Raw genomic sequence first — 24,455 nt, forward strand, 5'->3', positions numbered from 1 at the left:
TCTCGGGCAGCGGTCGTTCCATTTGGAGATTCGCCTCATGAAGTTTCGCTTTCCCGTCGTTATCATCGACGAAGACTTTCGCTCCGAGAACATCTCGGGTTCCGGCATCCGCGCGCTCGCCGAGGCGATCGAGAAAGAAGGCGCCGAAGTGCTCGGCCTGACGAGCTATGGCGATCTCGCCGCGTTCGCGCAGCAGTCGAGCCGCGCGTCGTGCTTCATTCTTTCGATCGACGACGACGAGCTTTTGCCTTACGCCGATAACGTCGTCGTCGAAGGCGATACGCCCGAACTCGCGTCGGCCATCGTCGCGCTGCGTGCGTTCATCGACGCCGTGCGCCGCCGCAACGCCGACATCCCCATCTTCCTGTACGGCGAAACGCGCACATCGCGCCATCTGCCGAACGACATCCTGCGCGAACTGCACGGCTTCATCCACATGTTCGAGGACACGCCGGAGTTCGTCGCGCGGCACGTCATTCGCGAGGCGAAGGTGTATCTCGACTCGCTCGCGCCGCCGTTCTTCAAGGAACTCGTGCAGTACGCGGAAGAGGGTTCGTATTCGTGGCACTGTCCCGGTCACTCGGGCGGCGTCGCGTTCCTGAAGAATCCGCTCGGGCAGATGTTCCACCAGTTCTTCGGCGAGAACATGCTGCGCGCGGACGTGTGCAACGCGGTCGAGGAACTCGGTCAACTGCTCGATCACACCGGCCCGGTCGCGGCCTCGGAGCGCAACGCGGCGCGCATTTTCAGCGCGGACCATCTGTTCTTCGTGACGAACGGCACGTCCACGTCGAACAAGATTGTGTGGCACGCAACGGTCGCGCCGGGGGATATCGTCGTGGTGGACCGCAACTGCCACAAGTCGATCCTGCACGCGATCACGATGACGGGCGCGATCCCCGTGTTCCTCACGCCGACGCGCAATCACTTCGGCATCATCGGTCCGATTTCGCGCGACGAGTTCAAGCCCGAAGTCATCCGCAGGAAGATCGAGGAGAATCCGTTCGCGCGCGAGGCGCTGGCGAAGAATCCGAAGGTCAAGCCGCGCATTCTCACGATCACGCAGAGCACGTACGACGGCGTGGTCTACAACGTCGAGATGATCAAGGATCTGCTCGGCGACACGGTCGACACGCTGCACTTCGACGAAGCATGGCTGCCGCACGCCGAGTTCCATTCGTTCTATCAGGACATGCACGCGATCGGCGCGGGCCGGCCGCGCACGGGCGCGCTCGTGTTCGCGACGCACTCCACGCACAAGCTGCTCGCCGGCATTTCGCAGGCGTCGCAGATTCTCGTGCAGGACAGCGAGAACAGCACGTTCGACCGTCATCGCTTCAACGAGGCGTATCTGATGCATACGTCGACGTCGCCGCAATACGCGATCATCGCGTCGTGCGATGTCGCAGCGGCGATGATGGAAGCGCCGGGCGGCCCGGCGCTCGTGGAGGAATCGATTGCTGAAGCGCTCGATTTCCGCCGCGCGATGCGCAAGGTCGATGCCGAATACGGCGACGACTGGTTCTTCAAGGTCTGGGGCCCGGACGCGTTGGCCGAGGAAGGCATCGGCGACCGCGAGGACTGGATGCTGAAGCCGAACGACCGCTGGCACGGCTTCGGGCCGCTCGCGGAAGGCTTCAACATGCTCGATCCGATCAAGGCGACGATCATCACGCCGGGACTCGACGTGGACGGCGAATTCGGCGAGACGGGCATTCCGGCGGGCATCGTGACGCGCTATCTGGCCGAGCACGGCATCATCGTGGAGAAGACGGGGCTTTACTCGTTCTTCATCATGTTCACGATCGGCATCACGAAAGGCCGCTGGAACTCGATGGTCACCGAGCTTCAGCAGTTCAAGGACGACTACGACAACAACCAGCCGCTGTGGCGCGTGCTGCCGGAGTTCGTCGCGCAGCATCCGTCGTATGAGCGGATCGGCTTGCGCGATCTGTGCCAGCAGATTCACAGCGTCTACCGTGCGAATGACATCGCGCGTCTCACGACCGAGATGTATCTGTCGAGCATGGAGCCGGCGATGAAGCCGTCCGAAGCCTACGCGAAGCTCGTGCACCGCGAGATCGACCGCGTGCCTATCGACGAACTCGAAGGCCGCGTGACGAGCATTCTGCTCACGCCGTATCCGCCGGGCATTCCGCTTCTGATTCCGGGCGAGCGCTTCAATCGCACGATCGTCGATTATCTGCGCTTCGCGCGCGAGTTCAACGAGCGCTTCCCGGGCTTCCACACGGATATTCACGGGCTCGTCGGCGAGATGATCAACGGACGCATCGAGTATTTCGTCGATTGCGTGCGCGACTGACGTTCGCGTATTCGATGCTGTAACGAGAAACGGCCCGCGAGGGCCGTTTTCTTTTTGATGCCGTGGATAACGCAACTGGCGTCAGATGAGGCCTTCGGCCTTCATCGCCGCCTGCACGCCCGCCCGTGCGCCGACGCGCGCCTGATACGCGGTCAGTGCCGGCCACTTGCCGAGATCGAGATCGATGTGCTGCGCCCAGCCGAGCACGGTGAAGAGATACGCATCGCCGATGCTGAATTCATCGCCGACCAGATACTGCTTGTCGTCGATATGCTTCGCGACGTAAGCGAGACGGCGTTCGAGATTGCCCATCGCGACCGCTTTCCATTCACTCGTGCCGGCCGGATTGAAGAACGGCGAGAAGTTCTTGTGCAGCTCGGTGCCGATGAACGTGAGCCAGCCTTGCAGGCGATAACGCGCCATGCCGTCGGCGAGCGGTGCGAGGTGCTTGGCCGGCACCTGATCCGCGATGTATTGCATGATCGCGGGGCCTTCGGTCAGCACTTCACCGCTGTCCAGTTGCAGCGCGGGCACGTAGCCCTTTTCGTTGATTGCCGTGAAATCGGCGCCGCTTGCGGTGCGCTTCGTTTTCAGATCGACTGCTTCGATTTCGAAGGGCAGACCGGATTCCTGCAGAACGATATGCGATGCGAGCGAGCAAGCGCCCGCTTTGTAGAACAGTTTCAAAACAATTTCTCCAGAAAAAGTCCGCACGATTATGAATGAAGTCGTGCGCGGGCAGTACCCGCCATGCGGAAACTATCTGTGTCGTTTGGTGAAAGACCGCTTTCAAGCAAACTACAGTTGCCTGAAGGCAATCCATCCGGTATCAGTCGAGGATGAAATCGCGAGAAGGCGAGTAGGGCTTCGGCGCGAGAGGAAACTCCGGATCGGCCGCCATGTCATGCAGCGCGAGTTCGATGCCCTCGCACATCGCGTTCAGCGCGAGGTCGTTCTCTTCGACGCCGAACGGATCTTCGATCTGCGCGGCGATCGCTTCCAGCGCCATGAACGCATAGGCGACGAGCAGCGCGAAGAGGGGCGTGAGCAGACCGGCGCCATCGACGAGACCGAACGGCAGCATCGCGCAGAAGAGATAGACGGTGCGATGGATCATCACCGAGTACGAAAAGGGCAATGGCGTGGCCGAGAGCCGTTCGCATCCGCCGATCACATCGGAAAGCATGTTCAGATTGTGCTGGATCGCGAGCGCCGAGTAGCCGTCCAGCGTGCCTTCGCGCCTGCGCTCGGCCACCCATTCTCCGAGCCAGAGCATGATTAGCGCGGGCCGGTATTTCGCGGCTGCGACGCGCGCGTGCAAGTCGGCCGGCAATCGGGGAGCAAGATCGGCGAGCGCATCGGTGCCGCGCAGCTGATGCCGAAGCGCATGCGCCAATGCGCCGAGCGCCGCGAGAAAACGGCGCGACTGACTGCGATCCCGCGGCTCCGGCGACGACAACACTTGCTGCGCCAGTGCGCGCGACGTGTTGAGCAACGCTCCCCACAGCTTTCGGCCTTCCCACCAGCGCTCGTAACTTGCGCTGTTGCGAAAGCCGAGAAACACGGCTAGCGCGATGCCCACGAGCGCGAACGGCGGCGTGCCGAGCCCGATCGGATAGTGGCGCATGTGGTCGTGCATGAAGATCGCCGCGATGGACAGCGCGAAGATCAGCGCGAGTCTCGGCAGCAACTGCGGCAGCACGGAGCCGCGCCAAACGAAAAGGAGCCGGAACCAGTTCAGCTTCGGGCGAATGATCATCTTTCGGGTCTGTCTCCGGATTGAACGGCGATGCGTCGCGATACGGCAGGCTCGGGCGTTGCCCGCCATGCATTCTAAGTCAGCGCGGCGCTTGACTGCCTGCGGGTTATTCATCGTCCGCGGCGGACACGACTGATTCGCCGCGCGCGTTTCCTCGTCGTGCAGTCACGAGAATGGGAGGCCATTCAACCGAGCTTCATCCACATCATTTAGATGCGAAATAAGTGCGCCGTTGGTCACGGTGCCGGTGCCGTGAACCGGTATAAAATTCGGAATGCTTATTAACGCGATGCATGGGAGTGGCCGCCATCGTTTCGTTATGGGTTGTTTCGTTTCGAGGCCTGGAACTGTTGCGGCTTTCGACGCGTTATGCGGTTGGCTGAACGCGCCGTGCGGAAACACTGGTAACCGAACGATCCACGCGAAGAAAGCTCTTAGTAAGGAAGCGGCTTCCCTGAAGCGCGAATGCCTGAATGACGCGATGCGTTCGCGTCGTTTCCGGAATCGAATCGCACGGGGCCATCATTCGATTCGATGTCTACGCGCAAAAAAAGACCCGCATTGCGCGGGTCTTTTCCGATGCCTCGACGACGCGTCTCAGGCAAGTGATTCGCGCGCCGCCTTCGCTGCCGCGCGCACCTGATCCGGCGCGGTGCCGCCCGCGTGATTGCGGCTCGCCACCGAACCTTCGAGCGTCAGATAGTCGAACACGTCTTCACCGATCAGATGCGCGACGTTCGGCAATTCGAGGCGCATCGCGTCCAGCGACAGGTCCGCGATATCGCAGCCGCGATCGTCGCAAATTCGCACTGCATGCGCGACGGCTTCGTGCGCATCGCGGAAGGGCAGGCCGCGCTTCACGAGATAGTCGGCGAGATCGGTGGCCGTCGAAAAGCCTTGCAGCGCCGCCGCGCGCATCGCCTGCGGCTTGACCGTGATGCCCGCCGCCATTTCCGCGAAGATGCGCAGCGTGTCCGCGACGGTATCGACCGTATCGAACAGCGGTTCCTTGTCTTCCTGATTGTCCTTGTTGTACGCGAGCGGCTGGCCTTTCATCAGCGTGAGCAGCGCCATCAGATGCCCGTTCACGCGTCCCGTCTTGCCGCGCGCGAGTTCGGGCACGTCGGGATTCTTCTTCTGCGGCATGATCGACGAACCCGTGCAGAAGCGGTCCGCCAGATCGATGAAACCGACGCGCGGGCTCATCCACAGCACGAGTTCTTCCGAGAAGCGCGACACGTGCGTCATCACGAGCGCGGCCGCCGCCGTGAATTCGATCGCGAAGTCGCGGTCGGACACGGCATCGAGCGAATTCGCGCAGATGCCGTCGAAGCCGAGCGTGGCGGCCACCGCGTGACGATCGATCGGATAGCTCGTGCCCGCGAGCGCCGCCGCGCCGAGCGGCAGGCGATTCACGCGCTTGCGGCAATCGCGCATGCGCTCGGCATCGCGCGAGAACATCTCGACGTACGCGAGAAGGTGATGCCCGAACGTCACCGGCTGCGCGACCTGCAAGTGCGTGAAGCCGGGCATGATCGTGTCGGCGTGCTTCTCGGCCATGTCGATGAGCGCGACGCGCAAGTCCTTCAGCAACTCGCCGATGCGGTCGATTTCGCCGCGCAGCCACAGGCGGATGTCGGTCGCGACCTGATCGTTGCGCGAGCGGCCGGTGTGCAGGCGCTTGCCGGCATCGCCGATCAACGCCGTCAGCCGCGCTTCGATATTCAGATGCACGTCTTCGAGATCGAGCTTCCATTCGAACTCGCCGCGCTCGATTTCACCCCTGATCTGCGCCATGCCGCGCTCGATGGCCGCGAGGTCGTCGGCGCCGATGATCTTCTGCGCCGCGAGCATCGATGCATGCGCGAGCGAGCCTTGAATGTCGACGAGCGCGAGCCGCTTGTCGAAAAACACCGACGACGTATAGCGCTTGACGAGCTCCGACATCGGCTCGGAGAAGCGAGCCGACCAGGCTTCGCCTTTTTTGTGAAGTTGGGACGTCATGGTGTTTTCTCAGCGGGAGGGTTTGGCTTGATTCTGCTTCGGAAAGACGAAAATTTTAACATTCGACACTATTCGGACCCGACCAGGATCACGAGCTTCAAGTCTTCGCGATGCGCGGGCTTGAACGTGATCTGATTGAACACGACGCGCCCGCGCGACGGATGCTCGAACGCGCGCTCGCCGCCTTCGCGTTCGAACACGTCCTGCGAGGCCCAGAAGCGCGCGAAGGCATCGCTCGCGGCGGAAAGCGAATCGATCAGCGCGCGCGTGGGCGCATCGTTCAGATGGCGGATGGAATCGGCGCGAAACTCGGCGGCGAGACGCCGCGCGCGCGTTTCCCAATCGACGATCAGCGAGCGCGCCGCCGGCGACGTGAACGTGTACGTCAGCAGATTGCGGTCGTGCGCGCCGTCGAGCCAGCCGACGAAAAGATCGGCGGCGGGCGCATTCCAGCGCAGTGCGTTCCACTGCCGGTCGAGCACGTACGCGGGCGCGTCGATCAGCCCGACCGTTTGCAGCAGCGCGGCGGGAACGTCCTGCGCGGCGGGATCGGGCTCGGCGGGATCGCGCTGGGCGGCGAGTTCGAACAGATACGCGCGTTCGGCGCGCGAGAGTTGCAGCGCGACGGCGATGCGCGCGAGGGCATCGGCGGAAGCGGACACCGGGCGGCCTTGCTCGATCCACGTGTACCAGGTCGGACTGACGCCGCAGAGTTGCGCGACTTCCTCGCGCCGCAAGCCGGGCGTGCGGCGGCGCGGTCCGGGCGGCAGGCCGACGGCGAGCGGCGACAGCCGTTCACGATGCGTGCGGATGAATTCGCCGAGCGCGCGCGCGGGCGTTTCCGCCAATGGCTCGGAAGAAGTTTTCTCAGGATGCATTCGGACTTCGACGGGTGGTTCAGATACCAGAATAATTGCTCAACTTGTACTGGTACCGGGCGGGCTCTATTGTAGCGGGCAGGCGCTTTGGCCCATAACGAAACCGGAGAGCAGGATGAAACATCACGATCAGGTCGCCGACGCGTTCGGCTCGACCGCCGCCGCGTATCTCACGAGCCAGGTTCACGCGACCGGCGCGGACCTGCAGAATCTCGCGGCGACGTTCGCGGCTACGTGCGGCAACGCGCGCGTGCTGGACATGGGCTGCGGCGCGGGGCACGCGAGTTTCGCGATCGCGCCGCACGTGCGCGAAGTGGTGGCGTACGACATCGCGCCGCAGATGCTCGCAACAGTCGATGCCGCCGCGAAGGAACGCGGCCTGACCACAATCCGCACGCAGCAGGGCGCGGCCGAAACGCTGCCGTTCGACGACGCATCGTTCGACTGGGCCGTGAGCCGCATGAGCGCGCATCACTGGCGCGACGTGCCGCGCGCGCTGGCGGAAGTGCATCGCGTGCTGAAGCCGGGCGGGCGGCTGAAGTTCATCGACATCGCGGGCATCGACGATCCGCTCTACGACACGCATATCCAGGCGATCGAAGTGCTGCGCGATGCGTCGCACATTCGCGACTATCGCGCGGACGAATGGATCGCGATGCTCGACGCCGCCGGCTTCGACGCGCACGTGACCGAGCGGTGGCGCCTTCCGCTGGAGTTCGAAGCGTGGGTATCGCGGATGCGCACGCCGCCCGAGCGCGTGACGGCCATCCGCTCGATGTGGACGAGCGCGCCCGACGAAGTGCGCCAGTACTTCGCCGTGAAGGACGACTGCTCCTTCGAACTCGACGCGCTGATGATCGAGGCGAAGCGCCGGGACTGAAGCTTGCCCCAAGCGGGATCGTCAGCCGGTGTTGCGCAAGCCCGCCGCGATCCCGTTGATCGTCAGGTGAATGCCGCGCCGCAGCCGCACGTTCTGATCTCCCGCGCGATGGCGCTTGAGCAACTCCACTTGCAGGTGGTTCAGCGGATCGAGATACGGGAAGCGGTTCTTGATCGAACGCGCGAGCAGCGGGTTGTCGGACAGGCGCTCGTGCCGGCCGGTGATCTCGCCGAGCACGCGGCACGTGCGCTCGTGCTCCGCGACGATGCGGTCGAACACGAGCTTGCGCAGCTTCTTGTCGCTGACGAGCTGCGCATAGCGCGACGCCACCGCGAGATCGGTCTTGGCGAGCACCATGTCCATGTTCGACAGCAGATTCTGGAAGAACGGCCAGGTCTTGTGCATCTTGCGCAGCGTGTTGAGGCGCTTGGCGCGATCGGCGTCGGAGCCGCCCGCCTCGAGAAACGCCGTGACCGCGCTGCCGAAGCCGTACCAGCCCGTGAGCAGCAGGCGGCATTGGCCCCACGAGAAGCCCCACGGAATCGCGCGCAAGTCTTCAATCTTCCGATGCTTCGGGTCTTGCAGCTTGCGCGACGCTGGCCGGCTGCCGATGTTCAGCTCCGCGATTTCCGCGATCGGCGTCGACGAGAAGAAGTAGTCGGTGAAGCCGGGCGTCTCGTAGACGAGCGCGCGATACGCGGCCATCGCGGCGTCCGAAAGCGTCTGCATCGTCGCTTCGAATTGCGGCAGTTGCGCGGGCGCGTTCTCGTGCGGCAGCAGCGATGCCTCCAGCGTCGCGGCCACGACCGTTTCCAGATTGCGCCGCCCGATCTCGGGATTGCCGAACTTGCTCGCGATGACTTCCCCTTGCTCGGTCAGGCGGATTTGACCGTCGACGGTGCCGGGCGGCTGCGAAAGAATGGCCTGATACGTCGGGCCGCCGCCGCGTCCGACCGTGCCGCCGCGCCCGTGGAAAAGCCTGAGCGTCGTGCCGCGTTCCTTGAAGAGCGCGACGAGCGCCAGTTCCGCGCGATACAGCTCCCAGTTCGACGTGAGGAAACCGCCGTCCTTGTTGCTGTCCGAATAGCCGAGCATGACTTCCTGCTCGCCGCCCTGATTGGCGATGAGCGCATCGACGCCCGGCAGCGCGAACAGATCGCCCATGATGACGGGCGCATTGCGCAAGTCCGCGATCGTCTCGAAGAGCGGAATGACCATCAGGCCGTCGCGCGCGGGATCGTTCTTCGCGCCAAGACAGCCTTGCAGCACGCCGGTTTCCTTCTGCAGCAGCATGACTTCCAGCAGATCGCTGACGGTCTCCGTGTGCGAAATGATGTAGTTGCGCACCGCGCGCGCGCCGAAGTTCTCGCGGATCACGCGCGCCGCTTCGAGCACGCCGAGTTCGCTTCTCGCGAGATCGGAATACTCGGCGTAAGGCAGGCGCAGCGGGCGCGGCTGTCCGAGTTCCTTCAGCAGCACGCGTTGCTTCTCTTCCTCGGAAAGCGCCGCGTAATCCTGCTCGACGCCGCCGCGCGCCAGCAATTCGGCGATGACCGCTTCGTGGATGTCCGAGCTTTGCCGCAAATCGATGCTCGCCAGATGGAAGCCGAAGACTTCCGATGCCCGCGCGAGCGGCGACAGGCGCGCGGCCGACAGCGACGCGCCGTGATGCTCGGCGAGCGAATCGATCAGCACGTGCAGATCGCGCGTGAACTCGGCGGCGTCGGCGTAGGGCGTCGCGCGGATCGGGGCCGCGCCGCGTCCGGCGCTGCGCACCGCCACGACGCCTTCGCCGAGCCGCACGCGCGCGCTCGCGGCAAGCCGCGTGTAGATGCCGATCAGCGCGCGCCGATACGGCTCGTCCGTGCGATGCGGCGAGCGGTCCGGCGAGGCTTCCGCCAGCGCCTGCAACGCTTCGCTCGATCCCGAGAGCAGCTCCGACACCGACAGCTCCGCGCCGAGCTTGTGCACCTCTTCGAGATAGTGCTCGAAGATGACCGTCGCTTGCCGCGTGATGGCGTTTTCGAGCGTCGCGGCGGTGACGTTCGGATTGCCGTCGCGGTCGCCGCCGATCCAGCTTCCCATCTGGAAGAACGGCGGAAGCCGCGCGGGCAGGCCGTGCTCGGCGAGCGCGGCTTCGATATCGGCGTACAGCGCGGGAATTTCATCGAGGAAAGTCGCGCGATAGTAGGACAGCGCGTTCTCGATTTCGTCGGCGACGGTGAGGCGCGAGTCGCGCAGCATCCGCGTCTGCCACAGCGACGTGACGCGGGCGCGCAGCACCGCTTCGTTCTGCGCGCGCTCGCGGGCGGTCAATTCCTGATCGCGCTCGGCGAGCAGGCGCGCGATGTCGTGCTGCGCATCGAGAATGCTCTTGCGCTGCACTTCGGTCGGATGCGCGGTGAGGACGGGCACGATCAGCGCGTCGTCGAAGAATTTCTGCAGCATCTTGCGCGTGGCGCTGACGTTCTTCTGCTCGCGCATGCGCTCGATCGCATACGCGATGGTGCCGGGCCTCGGCGCGCTGCCCGCGAGCGCGTGAATGCGCCGCCGGCGGTTGTGATGCCGGTCTTCCGCGATATTCGCCAGATGCGAGAAATAGCTGAACGCGCGCACGACGCTCACCGTCTGCTCCGGCGACAGCGCGCGCAGGCGTTTTTCGAGCGCCTGTGAGGCGTCGACATCGTCCTCGCGGCGGAATTTCACGGCGGTCTGACGAATGGTCTCGACCATGTCGAACACGGCGTCGCCTTCCTGCTCGCGCAGCACTTCGCCGAGCAGCCGGCCGAGAAAGCGGATGTCCTCGAAAAGCGGGCGATCCTTGTCGTCGCGGGCGCGGCCTGCTGTCGCGGGCTTCGCGCGTTCGGCGGATGCGTCGCCGATGACGGCATCGGCCTTCGCCTTCTTGCGCGGCTTGGCCATGTCCGCTTTCTTCGAAGGCTTCGCCTTCAGCGCGACGGCGGAAGGCGGCGGCGTCACGTGCGGCATGGGCGACGTGGCGGACGCGATGGAGGATGAGTCGGGCGATGCGCCGTTACTGCGAGCCTGGCGGGCCGATGCGGAAGACGTCACGTTGAATTCCTCTCTGATGCAAGCCAAAGACCATCGACAGGCGCTTAAGGCGAGAGCCGGCGCCCGGGTGTCATGCGGACCATCGAAAGCGAACGCGCGTAAAGCGCCGAGTGCGCGCACGTGTCTCCCCGTGCTGCGCCCACGCACGTCGCCGCCCTCGCGGACGCCCGGAAGGCGCGCCGGACAAGGCTCCGGCGTGCCGCCCGCGCCAAATGGACCCTGGCGTGCGTGCTACCATTGTTCGTTATTTCATCCCGTCATCCGATCGAGCATCAATGAATTCCGAGACGCATTCAACGACACCGCCCGCAAGCCTCGTCATCGCTTCGCGGGAAAGCCGGCTCGCGATGTGGCAAGCCGAGCACGTGCGGTGTGCGCTGCACAAATTATATCCATCTTGCGACGTCAAAATTCTCGGAATGACGACGCGCGGCGATCAGATTCTGGATCGCACGCTTTCCAAAGTCGGCGGCAAGGGACTCTTCGTCAAGGAACTCGAAGCAGCGCTCGCCGAAGGCCGCGCCGATCTCGCCGTCCATTCGCTCAAGGACGTGCCGATGCAGCTTCCCGAAGGCTTCACGCTCGGCGCGATTCTCGAACGCGAAGATCCGCGCGATGCCTTCGTGTCGCCGCATTACGCGTCGCTGGCGGAATTGCCGGCGGGAAGCGTCGTCGGTACGTCGAGCCTGCGCCGCGAATCCATGATCCGCGCACGCTTTCCGCATCTCGATGTCCGGCCGTTGCGCGGCAATCTCGATACGCGCCTCGCCAAGCTGGATCGCGGCGACTACGCGGCCATCATTCTCGCGGCCGCCGGACTGAAGCGCCTCGGCATGGAAGCGCGCATCCGCGCCTTGCTCGACGCCTCCGACAGCCTGCCCGCGGCGGGCCAGGGCGCGCTCGGCATCGAGATTCGCGCGGATCGCGCCGATCTTGCCGCGTGGCTCGCGCCGCTGCACGACGAGGCGACCGCGCTCGCCGTCGAAGCGGAACGCGCGGTGTCGCGCGCGCTCGGCGGAAGCTGCGAAGTGCCGCTCGCCGCGTACGCGCAGTGGCAGGGCGACGCGCTGCATTTGCGCGGCGCCGTATCGATGCCGGACGGCAAGCGCGTGCTGCGCGCCGAGGAACACGTGCGCGCGCCCGATCTCGCGGCGGCGCTCGCGCTCGGCCAGCGCGTGTCGGCGGATTTGGAAGCGCAAGGCGCGATGGACATCGTCAACGCGCTTTCCACGATGAGCCGCGCCGACGCGCCCAATGCCGCGCCCGCGAAGCAGGACGAACTTCCGCCGTCCGCGGCGAATCCGTCCTGATGGCGAGCGCGCGCCGCGCCACCGTCGTCATCACGCGGCCGGGCGGCCAGTCGTCCGGGCTGATCGCGCGGCTTACCCGCGCCGGTTTCGACGCGTTCGAATTCCCGCTCATCGACATCGCCCCCGTTTCCGACGATGCCCTGCTGCGCGCCGCCCTCGACGAGCTGTACGGGCCCGAGCGTTACGCGCTCGTCGTGTTCGTCTCGCCGAATGCGGTCGATCACGCGTTCGGCCGCCTTTTCGCGCCGTGGCCTGCCGACGTGCCGGTGGCGGCGGTCGGGCCGGGCAGCGTCGCGGCGCTGGCGCGGCAAGGCGTGAGCGCGCCGGGGCATCGCGTGATCAGTCCGTCGGCGGAACATGCCGATCCGCGCTTCGACTCCGAGGCGCTGTACACGGCGATCGAATCGCACTTCGGCGCGAACGGGCTGGAAGGCAAGCGCGTGCTGATCGTGCGCGGCGACGGCGGGCGCGAATGGCTCGCCGAACGTCTCGCGGAAGCGGGCGCGCGCGTCGAAAAGGCGGCGGCGTACCGGCGTCTGTTGCCCGAACCGTCGATGCAAAAGTGGGAGCGCATCCACACGCTGCTCGCGGGCGCGCCGCATGCGTGGCTGCTGACGAGTTCCGAAGGCGTGCGCAATCTCGACGAACTCGCGCGCGAGCATCTCACCGCCGACGAAATCGTGCGCATCAAGCGGGCGCCGGTGGTCTGCCCGCACCCGCGCATCGCTGAAGCCGCGCGCCAGGCGGGTTTTGATAGGATTACGGTGTCCGGCGCCGGCGATGAGCGCATCGTGCAGTCGCTCGAAACGCTGTTTCCAGGCGATGAATCATCGGCGGCCGTATCGACGGACCACTCACCGGCCAGTTCGGCGGACAACTCACCGGCTCATCAACCGGCTCAATCACGCATGACTGATTCGAACGATTCCAAGAAAGCTTCACCTCAGCCGAACGTGACACCGCCCCTGCCGCCCAACACGCCGTATGCGCCCTACGAGCAGCAGAAGCGGCGCGGCGGCGCGGGCAACGTATTGCTGTGGTTCGTCATCGCCATTCTGGCCATCGCGGCGGGTGCGGGCGGCTATGCGCTGAACCGCAAGCTCGACCGCAAGGAACAGGAACTGACGCAGCGCGTCGCGCAGGCCGATGCGCAAAACGCCGAACTGCGCGCGAAGGCCGATCAGGCCGCGAGCGCGACCGGCGCGCTCAACACGCAGATCATCCAGTTGCAAGGCAAGCTCGCCGATGCCGAAGCGCACAGCCAGGCGTTGCAGCAGCAGTATCAGGATCTCGCGAGCAATCGCGACGACTGGACCATCGCGGAAGTCGAGCAAATTCTCTCGAGCGCGAGCCAGCAACTGCAATTGACCGGCAACGTGCAACTGGCGCTCTTCGCGCTCGAAAGCGCCGACACGCGCTTGGCCGCGACGACCGGCCCGCAGGTCGTGACCATCCGCAAGGCCATCGCGCAGGACATGGACAAGCTGAAGGCCGCGCCGACCACGGACCTGACCGGCCTCGCCATCAAGCTCGATACCGCCATCGAACAGATCGACACGTTGCCGCTCGCGGGCGAAGCGCCGATCGAGCGCGCGCGCGCGCAAGCCGCCGCGCCGGCCGATAGCGCGTCGATCGCGGCGGCGACCGGCGAGCCGCGCTGGAAGGTGCTGTGGCGGCAGATCACGACGGGCATCGGCCAGCAACTGGCGAGTCTCGTGTCCGTGCGGCGCATCGACAACGCGGACGCCATGCTCACGGCGCCCGATCAGGGCTACTTCGTGCGCGAGAACGTGAAGCTGCGGCTGTTGTCCGCGCGTCTGTCGCTGCTCTCGCGCAGCGAAGCCACGCTCAAGTCCGATCTTCAGGCCGCCGACGCATCGCTGGGCCGCTACTTCGATCCGTCGTCGAAGAAAGTGGAGGCCGTGCGCGGTCTCGTGAAGCAGGTCGATCAGGCATCGGTCGCGGTCGCCGTGCCGAACCTGAACGCGAGCCTCGCCGCCGTGCATCAGTTCAAGCGAGGCGGATGATGACGATTCGTGGACTCATCTGGCTCGCGCTGCTGTTCGCGGTCGCGGTGATCGTCGCGACGGTCGGCGGCTTCGACGGCGGGCAGGTTCTGATCGTGGTGCCGCCGTATCGCGTGGACGTGTCGCTGAATCTGTTCGTGGTGGCGCTCGTCGTGCTCTTCATCGTGCTCTATGCGCTGATTCGCGCGGCGCGCGGCGTGTGGAAGATGCCCGAGCGCGTGGCCGCGTATCGCGCGCGCAGCCGGCTCGCGAAGGCGAACGCGGCGTTGCGCGACGCCATCGGCCATTTGTATGCGGGCCGCTTCTCGAAGGCGGAGAAGGCTTCGCGCGATGCGCTTTCCGTCGATGCGAACAAGGGCGCGGCCAGCCTGATCGGCGCGCAGGCGGCGCATCGGCTGCACGAGTACGCGCGCCGCGACGAATGGCTCGCGCAGATCAGCGGCGCGGACTGGCAGGACGCGCGTCTCATGGCCACCGCCGACATGCGCGCCGATGGCCGCGACGCGGACGGCGCACTCATCGCGCTGACGGAAATGCAGGCGCAGGGCGGACGGCGCATCCACGCGCAGCAGATCGCGCTGCGCGCCCAGCAGCAATTGAAGAACTGGGGCGAAGTGCTGAAGCTCGTGCGGATGCTGGAAAAGCGCGAGGCGCTGCATCCGGCGGTCGCGGTGCGTTTGCGTCAGGTCGCGGCGGAAAACTTGCTGCGCGATCGCCGGCATAATCCCGACGCGTTGCTCGAGCTCTGGCAATCGCTCTCGGTGACGGAGCGCCAGTCGCCGCGTCTCGCCGATCTCGCGGCGGAACTGCTGATCGCGCTCGATCGTCGCGCGGAAGCGAGGAAGATCGTCGAGGATGCGCTCGCGCATAACTGGGACGCGCGGCTGTTGCGGCGCTATCCGGATTGCGTCGTCGGCGGCGACGCGTTCCCGCTTATCCAGCGCGCCGAAGCGTGGCAGAAGGAGCGCACCGAAGACGCGGACCTTCTCTTCACGCTCGGGCGGCTCTGCCTGCATCAGCAGTTGTGGGGCAAGGCGCAGGCGTTCCTCGAATCGGCGCTGAAGCTCGCCGACAACGAGCCGCTGAAGATTCGCACGCATCGCGCGCTGGCGCGTCTGCACGAACAGCTCGGCGATGCCGACAAAGCCGCCGAGCACTATCGCGCGAGCGCGCTGGCGATGAACGTCGTTTAAGCCGGTTCATCGTCCGATTCATTCGAAGCCGCATGCCTGCAAAGGCGTGCGGCTTTTTCATTTCTTCGTCCGCGTCTGTTCGTTAGCGCACGGCCACGAACCGGCGTAGCGTGATCTATTCTCGTTCAGCCATCGCGCGAGCCATGAAAGGAGACGAAGTGGACACTGCGAACCGACTTCGGAGGCTCGTCGCGCCGGCATTTTGCGCGCTGCTTTCTTGCGTGGAAGCGTCGCCGGCACACGCGCAGACCGGCGCGCCGCTGTGGACGGGCACGTGGTCCGCCGCGCCCGCCATCACGAGCGATCCCGGTTTCGACAACCAGACGATTCGCCAGATCGTGCATACGAGCATCGGCGGGACGGCCGTGCGGCTGCGCTTCTCCAATCTCTTCGGCAGCCAGCCCGTCACGCTCGGCAACGTGCATGTCGCACAGCGGGCGAGCGGCGCGCAGACCGTCGCCGCGACGGATCGCGCCGCCACGTTCAACGGGCAAGCGTACGTGACGATTCCGGCAGGCGGCTCCGTCGTCAGCGATACCGTCGCGTTCCAGGCGCCCGTGCTCGGCGACGTGGCGGTGAGCTTCCACGTGCCGTCGAAGACGCCGCCGAATTCGACCGGCCATCCCGCCGGCTTGCAGGACGTCTATATCGCGCCCGGCGATGTGAGCGGCGATGCGTCGTTCGCGGGCGGCGTCGCCAACGCGGCGGGCGGGCCGTCGTACTATTTCCTCGCCAATCTCGATGTCGTCAACGCGGGCGCGACGGGCGCGGTCGTCGCGTTCGGGGCATCGATCACGGACGGCCTCGCGTCCACGCCGAACATGAACCGGCGATGGCCGAACCGGCTGGCCGAGCGGCTGATCGCCGCGGGCATGAACGTCGGCGTGCTGAATCAGGGCATCAGCGGCAACAACTTCTTTTCCGACGGCGATTCGTCCGGGCAGGCGGGCCTCACGCGCTTTCAGCGCGACGTGCTGCAACAGGCCAACGTGAAGTGGGTGATCGTGTCCGACGACGCCGTGAACAATCTCATCGGCGGCAATCCGCCGACCGCGCAGCGGCTGTCCGGCGCGTTCGAACAGCTGATTTCGCAGGCGCATGCGGCGCACGTCAAGGTGATCTGCTCGACGCTCACGCCGTTCGAAGGCATTGCGCGATGGACGCCCGCCATCGAGGACACGCGGCAGGCGGTGAACGCGTTTCTGCGCGATCCATCGAACGGATGCGACGGCGTGCTCGATCAGGCCGCCGCGCTCGGCGGTCCCGGCGACGCGTCCATCGCGTACGCGAGCGCGTTCAATAGCGGCGACGACCTGCATCCGAACGATGCGGGCCTGCTGGCCATCGCCGATGCGGCCAATCTCGACTGGTTCGCCGGGCTGCCCGCCGTACGCGCGCCGTCGGGCTGCGGACGGCTCGCGCAGGGCGAGGGCTTGTCGATCGGGCAGACGCTCGCGTCCTGCGACGGGCGTTTCACGCTGACGCTGGGCCGCGACGGATTTCTCGCGATCGTGTACGAAGGCGCGGCAATCTGGTCGACGAGCGATGCGGGCGCGCCGGGCGTGGAGATGCGTTTCGAGGAAGACGGCACGCTCTCACTATTCGATTCGAACGGCGCGCGCGTGTGGCAAAGCGGGAAGACGGACATGGCGGTCGGCTACGCCTACATGCAGCGCGACGGCAACCTCGTCGTCTATTCGACGGCCGGCAAGCCGGTCTGGGCGACCGGCACGGTAGTCAATAAGTAGGAACGGACGGATCGACCTGACGCGACCACGCGTCGATGCCGCCGTACAGATTGAAGATGTTCGTGAAGCCGCGCGATTCCAGGAACATGCCGACCGAGGCGCTGCGCGCGCCGTGATGGCAGATGCAGACGATCTGCGCGTCGTCGTCGAGTTCCTCGCTGCGCGCGGGAATGTCGCGCATCGGGATCGACACGACGTTGTCCATCTTCGCCGTCTGAAGCTCCCACGGTTCGCGCACGTCGAGCAGCACGGGGGCAGGGCGGGACGAATCGGCGAGCCACGCGGCGAGTTCGGGTGCGGTGAGATTCTGCATGGGATCGAAATCGGAACGGACGATGAGGGCCCGCGGCGGCGTTAAGTCCGCGCCGCGGTGCGATTGAGTTCAGAACCTGAACGGCGAAGGATGCAGCGCGTTCTTCAGCGGCGCGACGAGCGTTTCGAAGATATCCGACACGCGGAACTGCTTTTCGTCGACGCGCGTGATGATCTGCGCCTTCATGACGGGCGCCGCGCCGACGAACGCCGCAATGCGCCCGCCGATGCTGAGCTGCTCCAGAAACTCCTGCGGCATGATCGGCAGGCCGCCGGACACGCAGATGACGTCGTACGGTGCGCCCTGGTCCCAGCCGCGCGCGCCGTCGCCCTGCGCGACTTGCGCGTTCGTCACGCCGTTCGCGGCGAGATTCTGCTTCGCGAAATCGGCGAGTTCCGGCGAGATTTCGACGGTCGTCACGCTGCGGCCGCGATGCGCGAGCAGCGCCGCCATGTAGCCCGAGCCCGCGCCGATTTCCAGCACCGTTTCGGTCTTCTTCACCGCGAGTTCCTGCAGGATGCGCGCTTCGATCTTCGGCGCGAGCATGCGTTCGCCGCCGGGCAGCGGAATTTCGAGGTCCGCGAAAGCGATGTTGCGATAGGCGGCGGGAACGAAGTTCTCACGCTTGACGATCGACAGCAGGTTCAGTACGTCCTGGTCCAGCACATCCCACGGACGAATCTGTTGCTCGATCATGTTGAAACGCGCTTGCTCGATGTTCATTTTCTGTGTGCGTGTTGACGACCGGAGACTGACGCCCCGATGCCCCGGCGCGTGCGCCGGAGGAGGGCGGATTGACTTCGCGATTGTAGCAAACGGGGGCGTTTTTCCGTCTGTATCGCGGGTTCAGCGCGGCAGGCGGATATCGAATTTGAAGGTGATGAGCCGCGCGACGAGGATGAACGCCGTCGACATCAGCACATTGTAGATCGGCTCGACGGCGAACTGCTCCAGCCCGATGTACATCCAGCAGCCCGCGAACGCGCACACCGCGTAAGGCCGCGAATCGCGCAGGATCAGCGGGACTTCGTTGCACAGCACGTCGCGGATGATGCCGCCGAACACGCCGGTGGTGACGCCCATCATCGTCGCGGTGAAGATGGGCATTTGCGCGTCGAGCGCGATGGAGGTGCCCGACACGCTGAAGAGGCCCAGCCCGATGGCGTCGGTGACGAGCAGCGCGCGCTGGTCGAAGAGGCGCGTCGTGAGGCGAAGAAAGAGCGGCGCGAAGATCGACATCGCGAAGATCGCGAGCACGTATTCCTGATGCTCCACCCAGTAAAACGGGCGGCGCGAGAGCAGCACGTCGCGCACGGTGCCGCCGCCGAACGCGGTCGCGAGCGCGACGAGAAACGCGCCGACCGCGTCGAGCCGGCGCTTCCTCGCTTCGATGAGGCCGGAGAGCGCATACGCGAAGATCGCGAACGCCTCCATGATGGAAATGGCGAGGGTGAGTCTGGGATGCACGTGCGTTCCGTCGTTCAGCGGGTCTTGTCTTGAGGATGATTGTGGTGACGCGGCGTCCCGCCCGGCTGCAGCAGCACGAGCACGGCGCCCGCGCCGCCGTCGTGCGGACGCGCCTGACAGAACGCGATCACTTCCGCCTTCTGCACGAGCCACGCGCGCACCTTGCCCTTGAGCACCGGATGCTTGCCGATGGAGCCGAGCCCCTTGCCGTGAATCACGCGCAGGCAGCGCAGCCCGCGCTTCACCGATTCGCGGATGAATTCGGCGAGCGCCTCGCGCGCTTCCTCGCGCCGCATGCCGTGCAGATCGAGCTGCGCCTGCACGATCCACGCGCCGCGCCGCAGCTTCTTCACCACTTCCTGGCTGACGCCGGGCCGGAGATACGAAAGCGTCTCGTCGATGTCGAGCAGGCTTTCGGGATCGTATTCGTCGGAAAGCGCTTCCTGGAGCACCGCTTCTTCGTCGCGCAGGCTTTGCAGCGGCAGCGGGGAAGGCGGCACGCGCACGACGGTCGTGCGCGGCGGCGTCTTGAGCGGCTCGATCTCGCCGATCGCGCGGCGAAACTCGTCGGCATCCGCGACGGCTTCACGCTCGGCCCGCGCCGCCGCGACGCGTTCGGCTTGCCGCTTGTCGGCGTCGGCCTTGAGCGCGGTCTTGAGCGACGCGAGACCCGAGAGCCCGTCGCGCTTGACCGCCGCCGATACGTCGCGCGGATCCGCAGGCTTTTCGGCGGGCGCAGCCGGGCGCGGCGCTTGTGGCCGGCGGGCTTTCGGTTCGTTCGGGTGAGGATGATTTTTCGGCATCGTTCGGCCAGAAGAGTCGGCTGCAAGTCAGCGACGCGCGGCGCGCCGATTTTGCCATGCGCGCGGCGGCTGTCGAATGGGCGAAGGTGAAATGCGCGTACCGACGGAAAGAAACAAAAAAACGGGCCGTGGCCCGTTTCGTTCCGCCTACGCGCCACGACGCGCCCGAGCGCCCACACGCCGAAACCGCGCGCCGGCCTTCATTCTAATGGCCGGGCGCGCGGCATCGCTTGCCGCTCAACGATCCTTTTCGTGGCTCATCGAGTGCGGCGTCGGCGTTTCGTCGATGGTTTCGAGATAACGCTGCGCATCGAGCGCGGCCATGCAGCCGGTGCCGGCGCTCGTGATCGCCTGGCGGTAGATGTGATCCTGCACGTCGCCCGCCGCGAACACGCCGGGGATGCTCGTCGCGGTCGCGTTGCCGCTCGTGCCGCCCTGCGTGATGATGTAGCCGTTCTTCATCTCCACCTGGCCGGCGAAGAGGTCCGTGTTCGGCTTGTGACCGATCGCGACGAACACGCCCTGCAGCGCGACGTCGGTGGTTTCGCCCGTGCTCGTGTGCTTCACGCGCAGGCCGGTGACGCCGGAATCGTCGCCCAGCACCTCGTCGAGCACGTGGTTCCACTTGATCTCGACGACGCCTTCCTGCTCTTTCGCGAGCAGGCGGTCGATCAGGATCGGCTCGGCGCGGAACTTGTCGCGGCGGTGAATGACCGTCACTTTCTTCGCGATGCCCGACAGATACAGCGCTTCTTCGACCGCCGTGTTGCCGCCGCCGATGACCGCGACTTCGCCGTTGCGATAGAAGAAGCCGTCGCACGTGGCGCACGCGGACACGCCCTTGCCCATGAACGCCTGCTCGGACGGATCGCCGAGATATTGCGCCGATGCGCCCGTCGCGATGATGAGCGAATCGCACGTGTACTCGCCCGAATCGCCGATCAGACGGAACGGCCGCTCATTCAGCTTCGCGGTATGGATGTGATCGAACACGATCTCGGTGTTGAAGCGGCGCGCGTGTTCTTCCATGCGCTGCATCAGCTCCGGACCTTGCACGCCCGAGGGATCGCCCGGCCAGTTTTCGACGTCGGTGGTGGTCATCAGCTGGCCGCCTTGCGCGAGGCCGGTGACGAGCAGCGGCGACAGGTTCGCGCGCGCCGCATAGACGGCGGCGGAGTAGCCGGCGGGGCCGGAACCGAGAATCAGCACTTTGGCGTGCTTGGGCGCGCTTTGGGATGAAGACATGGCGATGGTCCGTTATTGATGGTCTGACCGGAAGCGGAAGGAATGACTTTCGCGCAGCAAGTTCGACTCCCGCGCGCGTCGCTTCCCGGTGACTCGTAGTTGGATGCAAGTCCTCGATTATAAAGGGCCGTGCAAAACCCTTCCGAGTGAACCTTTCAATCGCGTTGATAGGGTAGCGTCGCAGAAATGGCGCGAAAAACGCACGCTCGCGGCATGTGAGGAGTGTTACAGGATGCAAGTGCCGGCCGGTTTTTGCGCCTGTCCCCGCAATGCAGCGTTTACAATAGGCCACCGTTCATGCAGCCCGGATCGCCACCGGCGCGAAATCTCCGAGGGCTGCGAAAAGCGACACCGAATCAATGGCAAAAGCATCCTATTCCGCGAGCCCGCAGGCGTTGCCGCACCGCATGTCGCGGCTCTTCACCGAGATTCGCTGGATTCTCCAGGTCGCGCTCGGACTTTTCCTCGTGATGGCGCTGATTTCCTACAGCCGCAAGGATCCGAGCTGGACGCACGCGGTGAGCGTCGATCACATTTCGAACTGGGCGGGACGCGTCGGCGCGTACGCGTCGGACATCCTGCTGCTCGTGTTCGGGCTGTCGTCGTACTGGCTCGTCGTGCTGCTCGGGCGGCGCATCGTCGCGAATTACCGGCGCATCAGCGAACCGGCCGCGCAGTCGTCCGCCAGCGATGAAAACGCCCCGCGCGACCGCACCTGGCTCGCCGAAGCATTCGCGTTCGTGCTCGTGCTGCTCGCGAGCGACGGCATCGAGGCGCTGCGCATGTGGTCGCTCAAGGTGCCGCTGCCGCGCGCGCCGGGCGGCGTCGTCGGCGATATCGTGGCGCGGCATGTGTCGCATGCGCTCGGCTTCACGGGCGCGACGCTCTTTCTGCTGATCGCGCTCGCGATCGGGCTGTCGCTCTATTTCCGCTTCTCCTGGCTTTCCGTCTGCGAGAAAGCCGGCGAAGGCATTCTCAACGCGATCACCGGCGCGCAACTGCGGCGCGAAGCGGGGCGCGATCGCAAGCTGGGCGAGGAAGCCGCGTCGAAGCGCGAAGGCAAGGTCGTGCGCTCGCGCGTGAAGCATGAAGATCACGAGCCCGTGGTGATCGTGCCGCCGGTCGCGACGCCGCCGCGCTCCGAACGCGTCGAGAAGGAAAAACAGGTGCCGCTCTTCACGGACCTGCCGGGCGATTCCACTTTGCCGCCCATCTCGCTGCTCGATCCGCCGCCGAAGACGCAGGAGACCATCGCCGCCGATACGCTCGAGTACACGTCGCGTCTCATCGAGAAGAAGCTGAAGGATTTCGGCGTCGAGGTGAGCGTGGTCGCGGCGTATCCGGGGCCGGTCGTCACGCGCTATGAAATCGAGCCGGCGACGGGCGTGAAGGGCAGCCAGATCGTCGGGCTGGCGAAGGATCTGGCGCGGTCGCTGTCGCTCGTGTCGATTCGCGTCGTCGAGACGATTCCGGGCAAGAACTACATGGCGCTCGAATTGCCGAACCAGCGCCGGCAGACCGTCAAGCTCTCCGAGATTCTCGGCTCCGAGGTCTATGCGAACGGCGCGTCGCCGCTCACGATGGGTCTCGGCAAGGACATCGGCGGCAATCCGGTCTGCGCCGATCTCGCCAAGATGCCGCACTTGCTGGTCGCGGGCACGACGGGTTCGGGCAAGTCCGTCGGCATCAACGCGATGATCCTTTCGCTGCTCTACAAGGCGAGCGCGGATCAGGTGCGGCTCATTCTGATCGACCCGAAGATGCTCGAAATGAGCGTCTACGAAGGCATCCCGCATCTCTTGTGTCCGGTCGTGACCGACATGCGGCAGGCGGGGCACGCGCTCAACTGGGCGGTCGCGGAGATGGAGCGCCGCTACAAGCTGATGAGCAAGATGGGCGTGCGCAATCTCGCGAGCTTCAATACGAAGATCGACGAAGCGAAGAAGCGCGACGAGAAGATTCCGAATCCGTTCAGCCTCACGCCCGACGATCCCGAGCCGCTCACGCGCCTGCCGAACATCGTCGTGGTGATCGACGAACTCGCCGACCTGATGATGGTCGTCGGCAAGAAGGTCGAAGAGCTGATCGCGCGGATCGCGCAGAAGGCGCGCGCGGCGGGCATTCACCTGATTCTCGCGACGCAGCGGCCTTCGGTCGACGTCATCACCGGTCTCATCAAGGCGAACGTGCCGACGCGCATGGCGTTCCAGGTGTCGTCGAAGATCGATTCGCGCACGATTCTCGACCAGCAAGGCGCCGAGTCGCTGCTCGGCATGGGCGACATGCTTTATCTGCCGCCGGGCAGCGGATTGCCGGTGCGGGTGCACGGCGCGTTCGTGTCGGACGAAGAAGTGCATCGCGTCGTCGACAAGCTGAAGGAGCACGGCGAGCCGAATTACATCGAAGGCATTCTGGAAGGCGGCCTCGCGGGCGATGGCGACGAGGGCGCGGCCGGTGCGGGCGCGGGATCGACCGACGGCGAAGCCGATCCTCTGTACGACCAGGCGGTCGAAGTCGTCATCAAGAACCGGCGGGCGTCGATTTCGCTGGTGCAGCGGCACTTGCGCATCGGCTATAACCGGGCGGCGCGGCTTCTGGAACAAATGGAGAACTCGGGCCTCGTTTCGGCGATGTCGTCGAACGGCAACCGCGAGATTCTCGCGCCGGCGCGTGAAGCGGAATAACGTCGCGCGCTGGACGGCACTATCTGGATGGAGAACGAGACTATGAAGCAACGAACGGGGAAGATTTTCGGCGCGGCGATTCTGTCGGCTTCGATGCTCTTCGCAACGCAGGCATTCGCGAGCGGCACCGAGCAACTGAAGCTCTTCGTGTCGCAGGTGCACGCGGCGCGCGGCGACTTCACGCAGCAGGAAGTCAAGGCGCCGGGCAAGGCGAACAACGGCGCGACGGCCACGCCGACGGCATCGAAGGGCGCGAACTCCAGCGGCACGTTCATGTTCGCGCGACCGGGCAAGTTCATCTGGTCCTACGAGAAGCCGTATTCGCAGGTCCTGCAGGCGGACGGCGACAAGCTGTACGTCTATGACAAAGACCTGAATCAAGTGACGGTGCGCAGCCTTGGTGGCGCGCTCGGCGCAAGTCCGGCAGCGATTCTTTTCGGCAGCAACGATCTCGACAAGAACTTCACGTTGCGCGATGCGGGCGTGAAGGGCGGCATCGACTGGCTGGAACTCACGCCGAAGGCGAAGGACACGCAGTTCGAGACGGTGGGCATCGGCTTCAAGGACGGCAATCTTCAGGCGATGGAGTTGCACGACGTCTTCGGCAACGTCACGCTGCTGACGTTCTCGAACATCCAGAAGAACCCGCCGATCAAGGGCGATACCTTCAAGTTCAACGTGCCGAAGGGCGCGGACGTGATCAACGGGTAATAAAAAACGCGGCTCCCCGGAGCCGCGTTTCGTTTGTG

18 protein-coding genes are annotated in these 24,455 nt (G+C 65.3%); 8 read left to right on the top strand and 10 right to left on the bottom strand.

Annotated features, from left to right (window positions below; all coding sequences use genetic code 11):
* Positions 1 to 37: 37 nt before the first annotated feature.
* Positions 38 to 2,323 (top strand): arginine/lysine/ornithine decarboxylase, encoded by a 2,286-nt coding sequence (locus AWB72_RS04305; RefSeq protein ID WP_040051793.1) that lies wholly within the window; start codon positions 38 to 40, stop codon positions 2,321 to 2,323.
* Between the two features lie 81 nt (positions 2,324 to 2,404).
* On the opposite strand, the gene gstA is transcribed toward AWB72_RS04305, so the two are convergent.
* The 4 genes from gstA to AWB72_RS04325 all read right to left on the bottom strand — a co-directional run bounded on the left by gstA (position 2,405) and on the right by AWB72_RS04325 (position 6,964).
* A complete protein-coding gene (gene gstA, locus AWB72_RS04310) occupies positions 2,405 to 3,010 on the bottom strand; it encodes a glutathione transferase GstA (protein WP_087127880.1) in 606 nt (201 codons plus the stop codon).
* Positions 3,011 to 3,152: 142 nt separating this feature from the next.
* Positions 3,153 to 4,082: a bestrophin family protein gene (locus AWB72_RS04315; protein WP_040051795.1), complete on the bottom strand. Its 930-nt coding sequence runs from the start codon at positions 4,080 to 4,082 to the stop codon at positions 3,153 to 3,155.
* A 597-nt stretch (positions 4,083 to 4,679) separates the two neighbouring features.
* Complete coding sequence (gene argH / locus AWB72_RS04320) at positions 4,680 to 6,086, bottom strand: argininosuccinate lyase (RefSeq protein ID WP_040051796.1); 1,407 nt, start codon at positions 6,084 to 6,086, stop codon at positions 4,680 to 4,682.
* A 68-nt stretch (positions 6,087 to 6,154) separates the two neighbouring features.
* Complete coding sequence (locus AWB72_RS04325; RefSeq protein WP_040051797.1) at positions 6,155 to 6,964, bottom strand: helix-turn-helix transcriptional regulator; 810 nt, start codon at positions 6,962 to 6,964, stop codon at positions 6,155 to 6,157.
* 115 nt (positions 6,965 to 7,079) lie between these two features.
* Between AWB72_RS04325 and AWB72_RS04330 the strand changes: the two genes are divergently transcribed.
* Positions 7,080 to 7,844: a class I SAM-dependent methyltransferase gene (locus tag AWB72_RS04330; RefSeq protein ID WP_040051798.1), complete on the top strand. Its 765-nt coding sequence runs from the start codon at positions 7,080 to 7,082 to the stop codon at positions 7,842 to 7,844.
* A gap of 21 nt (positions 7,845 to 7,865) precedes the next feature.
* Here the strand turns inward: AWB72_RS04330 and ppc are convergent, their stop codons facing one another.
* On the bottom strand, positions 7,866 to 10,916 hold the full coding sequence (gene ppc / locus AWB72_RS04335; protein ID WP_040051799.1) for a phosphoenolpyruvate carboxylase: 3,051 nt from the start codon (positions 10,914 to 10,916) through the stop codon (positions 7,866 to 7,868).
* A 275-nt stretch (positions 10,917 to 11,191) separates the two neighbouring features.
* Between ppc and hemC the strand changes: the two genes are divergently transcribed.
* The 4 genes from hemC to AWB72_RS04355 all read left to right on the top strand — a co-directional run bounded on the left by hemC (position 11,192) and on the right by AWB72_RS04355 (position 17,194).
* Positions 11,192 to 12,226, top strand: coding sequence for a hydroxymethylbilane synthase (hemC, locus tag AWB72_RS04340; protein ID WP_040051800.1), 1,035 nt, complete (start codon positions 11,192 to 11,194; stop codon positions 12,224 to 12,226).
* Positions 12,226 to 14,253 carry a fused uroporphyrinogen-III synthase HemD/membrane protein HemX gene (gene hemDX / locus AWB72_RS04345; protein WP_040051801.1) on the top strand — a complete coding sequence of 676 codons (2,028 nt, stop codon included), beginning with the start codon at positions 12,226 to 12,228 and terminating at the stop codon, positions 14,251 to 14,253. The genes hemC and hemDX overlap by 1 nt, the downstream gene beginning before the upstream one ends.
* Complete coding sequence (locus AWB72_RS04350; protein WP_040051956.1) at positions 14,253 to 15,446, top strand: heme biosynthesis protein HemY; 1,194 nt, start codon at positions 14,253 to 14,255, stop codon at positions 15,444 to 15,446. Before hemDX ends, AWB72_RS04350 begins: the two co-directional genes overlap by 1 nt.
* A gap of 158 nt (positions 15,447 to 15,604) precedes the next feature.
* On the top strand, positions 15,605 to 17,194 hold the full coding sequence (locus AWB72_RS04355) for a GDSL-type esterase/lipase family protein (protein ID WP_244285514.1): 1,590 nt from the start codon (positions 15,605 to 15,607) through the stop codon (positions 17,192 to 17,194).
* Here AWB72_RS04355 and AWB72_RS04360 read toward each other — a convergent pair.
* The 5 genes from AWB72_RS04360 to trxB all read right to left on the bottom strand — a co-directional run bounded on the left by AWB72_RS04360 (position 17,184) and on the right by trxB (position 21,022).
* The gene (locus tag AWB72_RS04360; protein WP_040051803.1) at positions 17,184 to 17,507 is read right to left on the bottom strand and encodes a rhodanese-like domain-containing protein; all 324 of its coding nucleotides are present in this window, start codon (positions 17,505 to 17,507) and stop codon (positions 17,184 to 17,186) included. The two genes, AWB72_RS04355 and AWB72_RS04360, sit on opposite strands and share 11 nt — an antisense overlap.
* A 69-nt stretch (positions 17,508 to 17,576) precedes the next feature.
* Positions 17,577 to 18,230 carry a protein-L-isoaspartate O-methyltransferase family protein gene (locus tag AWB72_RS04365; protein WP_040051804.1) on the bottom strand — a complete coding sequence of 218 codons (654 nt, stop codon included), beginning with the start codon at positions 18,228 to 18,230 and terminating at the stop codon, positions 17,577 to 17,579.
* Positions 18,231 to 18,353: 123 nt separating this feature from the next.
* Positions 18,354 to 18,974, bottom strand: a complete 621-nt coding sequence (locus tag AWB72_RS04370) for a trimeric intracellular cation channel family protein (RefSeq protein WP_040051805.1) — start codon at positions 18,972 to 18,974, stop codon at positions 18,354 to 18,356.
* A 14-nt stretch (positions 18,975 to 18,988) separates the two neighbouring features.
* Positions 18,989 to 19,777, bottom strand: coding sequence for a Smr/MutS family protein (locus AWB72_RS04375; protein WP_040051806.1), 789 nt, complete (start codon positions 19,775 to 19,777; stop codon positions 18,989 to 18,991).
* Positions 19,778 to 20,014: 237 nt separating this feature from the next.
* A complete protein-coding gene (gene trxB / locus AWB72_RS04380) occupies positions 20,015 to 21,022 on the bottom strand; it encodes a thioredoxin-disulfide reductase (RefSeq protein WP_040051807.1) in 1,008 nt (335 codons plus the stop codon).
* Between the two features lie 359 nt (positions 21,023 to 21,381).
* Here trxB and AWB72_RS04385 point away from each other — a divergent pair, with 359 nt between their 5' ends.
* Complete coding sequence (locus AWB72_RS04385; protein ID WP_040051808.1) at positions 21,382 to 23,706, top strand: DNA translocase FtsK; 2,325 nt, start codon at positions 21,382 to 21,384, stop codon at positions 23,704 to 23,706.
* A gap of 42 nt (positions 23,707 to 23,748) precedes the next feature.
* Positions 23,749 to 24,417: an outer membrane lipoprotein chaperone LolA gene (gene lolA / locus AWB72_RS04390; RefSeq protein WP_084593018.1), complete on the top strand. Its 669-nt coding sequence runs from the start codon at positions 23,749 to 23,751 to the stop codon at positions 24,415 to 24,417.
* Positions 24,418 to 24,455: the final 38 nt, after the last annotated feature.

Source organism: Caballeronia concitans (genome assembly GCF_001544615.1).
Taxonomy (GTDB): Bacteria; Pseudomonadota; Gammaproteobacteria; order Burkholderiales; family Burkholderiaceae; genus Caballeronia; species Caballeronia concitans.